The sequence below is a fragment of the Nonomuraea maheshkhaliensis genome, from assembly GCF_039529435.1.
GTDB classification, from domain to species: domain Bacteria; phylum Actinomycetota; class Actinomycetes; order Streptosporangiales; family Streptosporangiaceae; genus Nonomuraea; species Nonomuraea maheshkhaliensis.
The window spans coordinates 8,137-17,547 of the sequence record NZ_BAAAMU010000179.1; the positions used below are offsets into that span (position 1 = coordinate 8,137).

The 9,411-nt window shown below is 69.8% G+C and carries 6 protein-coding genes and 1 pseudogene; 3 read left to right on the forward strand and 4 right to left on the reverse strand.

Annotation, left to right across the window (positions count from 1 at the left end; translation table 11 throughout):
• Positions 1 to 276, reverse strand: a pseudogene (locus ABFX54_RS52325) (HAD family hydrolase); the annotation flags it as partial.
• Positions 277 to 354: 78 nt separating this feature from the next.
• Between ABFX54_RS52325 and ABFX54_RS52330 the strand changes: the two are divergent.
• Entirely contained in the window at positions 355 to 795 is a 441-nt protein-coding gene (locus ABFX54_RS52330; RefSeq protein WP_346114761.1) for a TipAS antibiotic-recognition domain-containing protein, read from the forward strand.
• A gap of 426 nt (positions 796 to 1,221) precedes the next feature.
• On the opposite strand, the gene ABFX54_RS52335 is transcribed toward ABFX54_RS52330, so the two are convergent.
• Complete coding sequence (locus ABFX54_RS52335) at positions 1,222 to 1,644, reverse strand: tetratricopeptide repeat protein (protein WP_346114762.1); 423 nt, start codon at positions 1,642 to 1,644, stop codon at positions 1,222 to 1,224.
• Between the two features lie 120 nt (positions 1,645 to 1,764).
• Here ABFX54_RS52335 and ABFX54_RS52340 point away from each other — a divergent pair, with 120 nt between their 5' ends.
• A complete protein-coding gene (locus ABFX54_RS52340) occupies positions 1,765 to 3,450 on the forward strand; it encodes a DUF1015 family protein (RefSeq protein ID WP_346114763.1) in 1,686 nt (561 codons plus the stop codon).
• Between the two features lie 48 nt (positions 3,451 to 3,498).
• Here the strand turns inward: ABFX54_RS52340 and ABFX54_RS52345 are convergent, their stop codons facing one another.
• Positions 3,499 to 3,909: a single-stranded DNA-binding protein gene (locus ABFX54_RS52345; RefSeq protein ID WP_346114764.1), complete on the reverse strand. Its 411-nt coding sequence runs from the start codon at positions 3,907 to 3,909 to the stop codon at positions 3,499 to 3,501.
• 110 nt (positions 3,910 to 4,019) lie between these two features.
• On the opposite strand from ABFX54_RS52345, the gene ABFX54_RS52350 reads away from it, so the two are divergent.
• Positions 4,020 to 4,946, forward strand: a complete 927-nt coding sequence (locus ABFX54_RS52350; RefSeq protein WP_346114765.1) for an MBL fold metallo-hydrolase — start codon at positions 4,020 to 4,022, stop codon at positions 4,944 to 4,946.
• Positions 4,947 to 6,015: 1,069 nt separating this feature from the next.
• On the opposite strand, the gene ABFX54_RS52355 is transcribed toward ABFX54_RS52350, so the two are convergent.
• Positions 6,016 to 7,290 (reverse strand): tetratricopeptide repeat protein, encoded by a 1,275-nt coding sequence (locus ABFX54_RS52355; protein WP_346114766.1) that lies wholly within the window; start codon positions 7,288 to 7,290, stop codon positions 6,016 to 6,018.
• Between the last annotated feature and the right edge of the window lie 2,121 nt (positions 7,291 to 9,411).

The following is a 9,411-nucleotide window of genomic DNA, read 5'->3' on the forward strand; positions in this document are numbered from 1 at the left end:
CCCGGCCCCGCGGGGGCCACCCCCCGCGGCACCGCGGCGGGCCGCGGCCTGCGCCGAGGTCACCACGTCGCCGGCCGCGGCGGGCGCGCCCAGCTCGCGCAGGTGCGCGGCAATGGCGGACGGGGTACGGGAGGCGTTGTTGGTCACGTACGCCAGCCGCGCGCCGCGCCGTCGCGCCTCCTCCAGCGCCTCCGGCGCCCCGGGCACCGCGTGGCTGCCGAGATAGACCACGCCGTCGAGGTCGAGCAGCAGGGTGTCATAGCCGTCGATCAGCACAGGGCCTCTTCCCGTTTGACTCTCACGCTGCGTGAGACTTTAGCGTCCTCCCCATATTCGCCTGAGGAAGGGATGACCATGTCCGCACCACTCGACCTGACCCCGGAGGAACGCGCGGAGCTGTTCGGCGGCTTCGGCCCCGACGAGCACGCGGCCGAGGCCGAGCAGCGCTGGGGTGGCACCCAGGCCTGGACGGACGCCATGCGGCGCTCGTCGGCGTACACGAAGCAGGACTGGCAGCGTTTCATGGCGGAGGCGGGCGACCTCAGTTCGCGCATGGCGGACGCGATGCGCTCGGGCGCGCCGGCGGACGGCGAGCTCGCCATGGCCCTGGCGGAGGAACATCGGGCCCACATCTCTCGCTGGTGCTACGACTGCACGTACGAGATCCACCGCGGGCTCGGCGACCTGTACGTCACCGACCCCCGCTTCACCGCTTCCATAGACGCCACCGCTCCCGGCCTGGCCGCGTATTGCCAAGCCGCCATAACCGCCAACGCCGACCGCCACACCACCTGACACCGCGCCAGCAGAGGCCCGTGCAAACCCCCGCCTGCCCTGCAGACCCACCCCGGACGCCAACGCCAAGCCCGGACGTACAGGCCGGCCCGGCCGAAAGAGCGGCGGGAGCAGAACGCCCCGAACGAGGAGAGCGCTCGTACCGAAAGAACAACCCAGACGAAGGACCAACCTGAACAGAAGGCCACAAGCGCGAGGAGCCCATCTGAAAGATCACCAGCGCAAACTACTGAGGCACGGCCAACGGGCCAACCCATGCACCCACCCCGAGCGCCGCGCAACGATCACCCGGGAACTGAACCAAACCAGTCGAGAAGTCACTCAACGAGCATCCGGGAACCTGGACAGACCTGCAGCAACCAACCTGAGCGACGAATTTGGATCAGCACGCCGGGACGAAAGGCGGGGCGGATGGCGGCCCCGCGATCACATCTCCCGCCGTGCCCGCAACGTCGCCCGCACACTCTTCAAAGCCGACACATAATGCCGCTCATCCGGTCGCATGGCCACCGCGATCGCCAGCGGCTCCTGCGCCCCTTCCACATCCCCCGTCCGCCACAACGCCAGCCCAAGCCCGAAATAGGCGTAATCCTCAGCCGGATTCGCATCCACGATCTGCCGGAAGCTGGCCGCCGCCTCGGCATACTGCCGGGAGTTGAACTGCGCCCGGGCCAGCGCCTCAAGAATGCTGCGCGATTCGGGCTCCGCGGCGGCGGCCCGTTCGAGCAGTGCCGCGGCAGCCGCCGGACTCCCTTCCTTCAGCAAGCGGACGCCACGCTGATACCAGTCATAAACACCACCCAGGGGAGCACCGGGGTTCTCATCATGAACGTTTCCCTCGTGGGTCATGTGTGGGGACTCCTTCATCGCTGTACGGCTTCCCCCGCTCCGCCCTGACGCGGAACGGGCACGACTGCGACCATGGGGCGACTTCCGGAAGGTTTAAGCACTTATGGCAGCATGCCCGGTATGGGGACTCCTGAACTGCCGGTGCCGGACGGCCTGGTGCTACGGCCCTTCCGGGGCGTGCGTTTCGCTGTCGAAGATCCCGCCAAGGTGACCTCCCCGCCGTACGACCTGATCTCCGACGCCGACGTCGAGGCCCTCCTGGACTCTCACCCGAACAACGTCGTACGCCTCATCCTTCCCTGCTCCACCCCCGGTGACTCCTCGTCCACATCCCACCACGCCCCGGAACCGCCCGCCCCGCACGCCTTCCGCCCGGACGTGACCTCCTCAACCACCGGCCACCCACCCGCCACCGACTACGCCACAAAACCAGGCACGCCGCCTCGTAGCCACCCGGCCACAGCTTCACCAAGCACCGGCTACTCGCCGTCCCCCGCCCACCAACCTCCAGCGCCCGGAGCCTCACCCCACTTCCAGCCAGCCACGGCCTCTCCGACCAGCGATGTCTCGCTCGAAGCTCGCTACGCCGAGGCCGGGAGAACGCTCAAGGCGTGGCTGGCGGAAGGCGTGCTCGTCCCGGACGAGGTGCCGGCGCTGTACGTCTACGAGCAGAGCGGCCCTGACGTCCTGCAACGCGGCCTGATCGGAGACGTCGGCCTGACCGACCCCGCGCAGGGCATCATCCTGCCGCACGAGGACGTCATGCCAGGACCCGTCGCGGACCGCCTCGCCCTCATGAGCACCACCCAGGCCAACCTCGAGCCCATCTTCCTGCTGTACGAGGGCGACAACGGCACCGCCACGGCCCTGGTGGACGAGGTGGCCGCCAAGCGACGTCCGCTGGTGACCGCCCATACCGAAGACGGCCTGACCCACCGCCTCTGGGCCATCACGGACCCGGCGGAGATCGCCGCGATCAACGCCGACCTCCATCATCGCCAGGCCCTGATCGCCGACGGCCACCATCGCTACGCCACGTACCGCGTCCTGCAACGCCAGGAACACGCCACCGTCCACGAGCCCGGCATCAGCGCAAGCCGCCGCGACGCCAGGCACCCCCACGAGCGCCGTGCCGACGCCGGCCGTACCAACACGGGCAGCCCCACCACAGGTGCCCCCACCACGGGCGAGCCCACCACGAGTGAGTCCAGCACAGGTCGTGCCAGCACGGGCGGGACCGGGCCGTGGGACTTCGGGCTGGCTCTGCTCGTGGACAGCACCGCCTACCCGCCCGACCTCAAGGCCATCCACCGCGTGATCCCCGGCCTCCCCCTCAGCGAGGCCACCGAGAGGGCGCGAGGCTTCTGGCAGGTGCGGTACTACGACGACCTGGCGAGCGGCCTGGCCGCGCTGGACACTGTGCCGGAGCCCGCCTTCCTGCTGGCCGGCGAAGGAGGCGCGCGGCTGCTCACCGATCCGGATCCGGTGCGGCTGGCCCGCGCCATGCCGCCCGATCACTCCGATCGGTGGAACTCGCTCAACACCTCCATCCTCACCGAGTTCGTGCTGCCCGTGGTGTGGGGCATGCGTGACGACGAGCGGACCGTGCGCATCGTCCACCACGACACCGAGGCCGCGGCCCGGCTCGCCGTACGTACGGGCGGAACCGCGGTGATCCTCAGACCGCTCGCGATCGAGGACGTGCTGGCGGTGGCCGCCGGCGGCGAACGAGTGCCCCGCAAGTCCACCTCCTTCGGCCCCAAACCGAGGACCGGCCTGGTCCTGCGCACGTTCGCGATCGACTGAGTGCCGGGCGCCGGCGAAGTGCGTGCCCGGTCGGCCGGCAGGCTCCGGTCAGACGGCCGGCGCCAGGTAGGGGATCTGTCTGGGGATCAGGACGGCGAGAGTGCCCGCGCCGCCGTCGCCGACCGGGTCGGCGGGCTCCGCGAGCTCCGCTTCGTAGGGTCTGGCGGAGCTCACCTCCACTTCGTAGCGCCAGATCTTGGCGGCCGACGGCCCGAAGACGCGGCAGCGGAACGACCCCGTCACCTCGATGTAGTCGCGGGGTTTGAGTGCGCGGACCACGGCGGCGGTCTCCGGGTTGAACGTGACGCACGGGACGCTGTCCGTCAGGGCGGCGCCGCGTCTGTGCCGGCGGCGGCGCACGATGATGCGCCACTTCGACACGGTGTCGCCGCTCGGCAACGGGTGATCCTCGACCGGCGCTGACAGTCTCCCCACCAGCAAGACTTCGTTTCGATCCACGGTCGTCCTCCTATCGGTGCTCTGGTGAGGATCACTCTCTACGATGAGGGGGACGCCGGATCGGCTCGAACGCCGTTCTGGGGATAACGGCTGGACGATCAGGAGTGCCTGTGGACAACATCACCGCGCTTGGCGGCGACGTCTATGAGATCGACACCAGAATGGCCGGATATGCGGGCATCACGGCTGGCTATCTCATCCTGAGCGACCGGCCGTGCCTGGTGGAGACGGGCACCTCGACCTCGGCCCCCGTGGTGCGCGACGCGATCGCCTCGCTGGGCGTCGGCCCCGGCGACCTGGCCACGGTCGTCGTGACCCACATCCACCTCGACCACGCCGGCGGGGTGGGCGACATCGCCAGATCCTTCCCGTCCGCGCAAGTCGTCGTACACGAGAAGGGCGCCCGCCACCTCGCCGAGCCGTCGCGGCTCATGGCCAGCGCCCGCATGGTCTGGGGCGACAAACTCGACACCCTCTTCGGCGAGCTGGCCCCCACCGAAGCCGAACGCATCCTCGCCCTCGGCGACACCGGCGCCATCGACCTGGGCAACGGGCGTACGCTGAGCAGCCACTACGCCCCCGGCCACGCCAAACACCACGTCGGCCTCGTCGACTCCGCCACCGGCGACCTGTACGTCGGAGACGCGGCCGGCGTCTACCTGCCCGAAACCGGCGACCTGCGCCCCGCGACCCCTCCTCCGGACTTCGACCTGAAGACCGCACTCGACTCGATCGCCCTGTTCGAAGCGCTTGGGCCGCAGAGGTTACTGTTCAGCCATTACGGGCCGGTCGAGGCGGTTGAGGAGACGCTTGAACGGTCTGCGGAAGAGCTCCGGGTTTGGGTGGACCTCACGCAGCAGGCCCGGTCGGAGGGCATGGACCTGGACCACGCCGTCGCCATGGTCAGAGACCGCACCAAGGAACGGTACAGCGCGCTGACCGCCGACGAGGCTACGGCGGAGCAGTTCGAGCTGTTGAACGGCGCCGGGTCGAACGTCGCGGGGATCATGCACTGGCTCGACCGCGTGTCACCGTGAACCCCGACGTCTCACCGTGAACCCTGGCATCTCACCATGAGCCCCCGCGTCCCTCCATGAGCTTCCCTCCGAGACGCGAACGCCCAACGACATCACGACCGTAGGGATCCCATCTCGCCGCAGGTGTGGGTGTGGATCCCGTCACCCCCGGCTTGCGGCCAAGCCACCGCCCGTGCGCCTCGATCGTGCCAGCAGCCTGGTGTCATGCCTCGACCGCTGCCGTAAGTCTCATGGCGTCAGTGTGTCGTGGCGATCTCGTCACGTCGGATCGACGTCACGCGGCCGCCGTGAAGTCGGTCGCGCCAGGCTGCCGTCACACCACGCCACCGTCACGGCTTGATCGCATGGGCGTGCCCTCGCAGTCTCGCCCCGCCCTGCCGACAGCCACTCCATCGCGGAAGGCCGATCACGTCCGCCCGCACCGCACATCACGGTCCCCGCCGCGATTCGTGTGATGCGATCACATCGGTGTGCCGTCCCGATCTACACCACTCGACGGGACGTAACCCTCACCCCCCACGCCCGGCCGACGACAGCCACGCCACCGCCGTAAGCCGATTGCGTCAGCGTGCCCCCACGGTTCCCGACGCCTCCATCTGAGACGCTGGCCCAAGCGGCGGGTCATTCCGGTGGGGTGTTCTCTGCGAGCCAGTGTTCAGCGCGCCGGTGGGCGGATGCTCCCGGTACTTGTGCCCCCGTGCGATGCGTATGCGCGTGCGGTTGCTGGGGTCCGTTCGCTCGTGCGCGCCAATGCGGTTGTGGGCGCCTGCGCTGTTTGTGGCGGCCTGTGCGGGGTTCGGCCCGCCGGCAACATCGCCGGGACGAGCGTCCAGGTCGCCCACTTCGTCATCTCGGACGCGGCCGACTTCGAGCCGCGCATCGCGAGCCTGCCGCGGGCTTCGTCTCACCCGCACCGCCGCAACAGTTCCGTTCCACCGGATGATCCTGCCGCCCACGGATTTGTACCATCCCGACGATCATCACCGCCGAGCGGAGACAGACGGACGAAGCCCCACACATCAGCACCGCCTCCCCCCGATGGTGCAGGGGAGGCGGCGCGGAGTGTGAGTCAGTCGTTCTTGGGCTTGTCCGTGGGCGTCTCGTTGGCGTCGTCGAGCACGTCGCCGAAGTTCGGCTCGATGAACGCCGGCGTGATCCCAGGCGGCTCGGCCTGCCCAGCCGCCTCCTCCGCCCCGTCCCGCTTGGCCGTCTCAGCCTCAGGCTGCGGACCGCGAGCAGAGTCGGCCTCCGCCTCCTGGTCAACGGCCTCCGCAGAGCCTTCGGGTACGGCATCCGCCACCTCAGGCTCTCCTTCAGCCTGACGCGCATCGGAACCGGCCTCGGCAGCAGTGGATTCGCCCTCAACGACAGCGACCTCGTCCTCGACCGACTGAGTCCGGGACTCGACAGGATCGGCCTCGGACACGGATTCGTCCGAGTCCGCCGGTACGACGACGGATTCGTCCCGCTCCGGTGCTTCGTCCTGAACGTCGTCAGACTCCAGAAGGTCGCCGGCCTCGGCGAGGGCGGCGTCATCGTCGTCGTCCTCATCCTCCTCGGCCGAGATCTCAGAGACATCGTCTCCGTCGAAGTCCTCGTCGAGCTCGTCCCCGTCGAAGTCCTCGTCGTCAGCCGCGCCGTCGAGCCCGGCCTCCTCGTCGTAGTCCTCCTCGACGTCCTCGATCACGGCGCCGGTCAGCTCCGCGTACCGCTCGGCCGCGTCCGTCTCGCCGTCCTCGTCGAACGCCATCGCCCGGCCGAACCACTCGGTGGCCGCCTCCTGGTGCCCGGCGTCGGCCAGCGCGTCCGCGTACGCGAAGGCCAGCCGCGCCGACCACGGCTTGGGCTGCGGGTCGCGCAGCTCGGGGAGGCGCTGCAGGGTGATCACGGCGGCGTCGTGCTGGCCGAGGTCGCGGCGGGCGCCGGACTCGACGATGGTCAGCTCGATGCGCCCGTCTCTGTCGAGACGCTCCGCCTCGGGCGAACGTACGAGGTCGATGGCCCGCTCGGGACGGCCGAGACCGCGCTCGCAGTCGGCCATGACCGGCAGGTACGCCTCCGAACCCGTCATCCGCCTGGCCGCCCGCAGGTCGCTCAGCGCCTCCGAGAAGTGCCCGGCCCGGTAGGCGACGATGCCCGCGGCCTCCCGTACGACACCGATGCGGGCCGCGAACCTGCGCGCCACCTTGGTGTGCTCGTGCGCCTGATCGGGATCGTCCTCTTCGAGCGCCCGCTCCGCGGCGACCAGATGCCGGCCGACGAGGTCGGCCAGGTCGCCGGGCAGGGAACGCAGCTCCTCGAGAACTTCCTTGTCGAGCTCGTCGACGGTGATGTCGGGAGCCATCTCGGGCAGCTTCTCGCGCTGCGGAGCGGCCTCGCCCTCCCGCTCCGGCCGGCCGTACCTGGCCCGCGTACCGGAACGCTCCTCGCGGTCGTCCCTCGAGAACGGCCTGGAGTCGCGCTGGTCCCTTTCCCGGCCACCGCCGTAACCGCCTTCACGACGGTCGCGGTAGCCGCCCTCACGCCTGTCGGAGTAACCCTCACGGCGTCCGCCGTACCCACTTTCGCGGCGCGGCCCGCGATCGTCACGGAACCCACCTTCGCGACGGGGGCCTCTGTCCTGGAAGCCGCCCTCACGACGGGGTCCGCGATCCTGGTAACCGCCGCCCTCGCGACGGGGACCGCTGTCACGGAAGCCACCCTCACGACGCGGCCCACGATCATCACGCCCACCGCCGGCACCACGCGGCCCGCGATCATCGCGGAACCCGCCCTCTCGGCGCGGACCCCGGTCCTGGAAACCACCCTCACGACGCGGCCCACGATCCTGGAAGCCCCCGCCCTCGCGACGGGGACCGTAACCGCCTTCACGACGGTCACCATAGCCACCCTCACGACGAGGACCACGATCATCCCTGTCCCGATAGGGACGACGATCGTCGCCTTCGCGGCGCGGGCCCCGGTCCTGGTAACCGCCCTCTCGACGCGGCCCGCGGTCCTGGAAACCACCCTCACGACGGGCGCCGTAACCGCCGCCTCCTCCGCGTGAGCCCCGGTCCCCACGGTCGTCACGGTAGCCGCCTTCGCGGCGTGGCCCGCGATCATCGCGGAACCCACCTTCGCGACGGGGGCCTCTGTCCTGGAAGCCGCCCTCACGACGGGGTCCGCGATCCTGGTAACCGCCGCCCTCGCGACGGGGACCGCTGTCACGGAAGCCACCCTCACGACGCGGCCCACGATCATCACGCCCACCGCCGGCACCACGCGGCCCGCGATCATCGCGGAACCCGCCCTCTCGGCGCGGACCCCGGTCCTGGAAACCACCCTCACGACGCGGCCCACGATCCTGGAAGCCCCCGCCCTCGCGACGGGGACCGTAACCGCCTTCACGACGGTCACCATAGCCACCCTCACGACGAGGACCACGATCATCCCTGTCCCGATAGGGACGACGATCGTCACCGCGAGGTCCGCGGTCATCACCATCGCGCCGGGGGGCGCGGTTGTCTCGGTAGCCGCCCTCACGGCGCGGACCCCGGTCCTGGTACCCGCCTTCACGACGGGGCCCGCGATCATCCCGATCGCGGTACGTACGGCGCTCGTCGCCGTCACGGTGGCTCGGGCGGTCGTCCCTGGAGTCGTCACGCCGGGGCCCTCTGTCGCCGCGGTTGTAGGACCGCGACCCTTCGCCGGAACGGAACGGACGGTCCCCGCCGGAGTCTCGCCCGCGGGAGCCGTAGCCGCCGCTCCTGTCGCCTCCGCCCGGGCGCTTGTCCTCGTAGTCGCCGCCCCCGCGCTGTCCGCCGTCCGGTCCGTTATCTCTGTTCACTTCTGGTCCATTTCGTTGGCTCACCCAGCGGACTCTCAACGACGGTCCACCGTGGCTGGTCGCCGCCCACCCTGGGCCTTACGCGACGAAGGCCACCCGTGGGGGTGGCCCGGTGTGCCTCCAGCCTAGCAAGCCCCGGAACGTCCACGAGCCTGTCCAACCGGGATATCGCCAATGCTCAAAGCCGGATAAGCGCAACCGCGCCTTCCGTCGCTGCACCCGCACGCAACGGCCGAGCCTGCCTCCGTTTTCCGGTTCACTCTCAGCGTGACGAAGCCCGGCTTTCCCACCGACATCTGCCACCCGCCTTGTGACGGTCGGAACGAACAATCCATATTGAACGGTCCACGCCAGCATCAAGGATATGAACGTCGATATCCAACCATTAAGGCGCCCAGCGCCCCAACGCGAAAGGCTCGACGTGCCTGCGATTCGAACAAGCCATACGGGCCACCGAGGAGGACACCCGAGTTCTACGACGTGGCCTGCCGGACCGCATCGGCAGCGACGCTGATCCCCATCGGCGACGCCGCCGAGCCCCGGCCGACTCCCGTGACCTGTCACCGGCACCATCGGCAGGATCGGCAGGATCGGCAGGATCGGCAGGATCGGCAGGATCGGCAGGATCGGCAGGAT

Bases quoted from the DNA above. Each gene is read 5' to 3' on its own strand.
- ABFX54_RS52355 (WP_346114766.1), bottom strand. From the start codon at position 7,290: ATGGCTCCCGACATCACCGTCGACGAGCTCGACAAGGAAGTTCTCGAG.
- ABFX54_RS52330 (WP_346114761.1), top strand. From the start codon at position 355: ATGTCCGCACCACTCGACCTGACCCCGGAGGAACGCGCGGAGCTGTTC.
- ABFX54_RS52335 (WP_346114762.1), bottom strand. From the start codon at position 1,644: ATGACCCACGAGGGAAACGTTCATGATGAGAACCCCGGTGCTCCCCTG.
- ABFX54_RS52340 (WP_346114763.1), top strand. From the start codon at position 1,765: ATGGGGACTCCTGAACTGCCGGTGCCGGACGGCCTGGTGCTACGGCCC.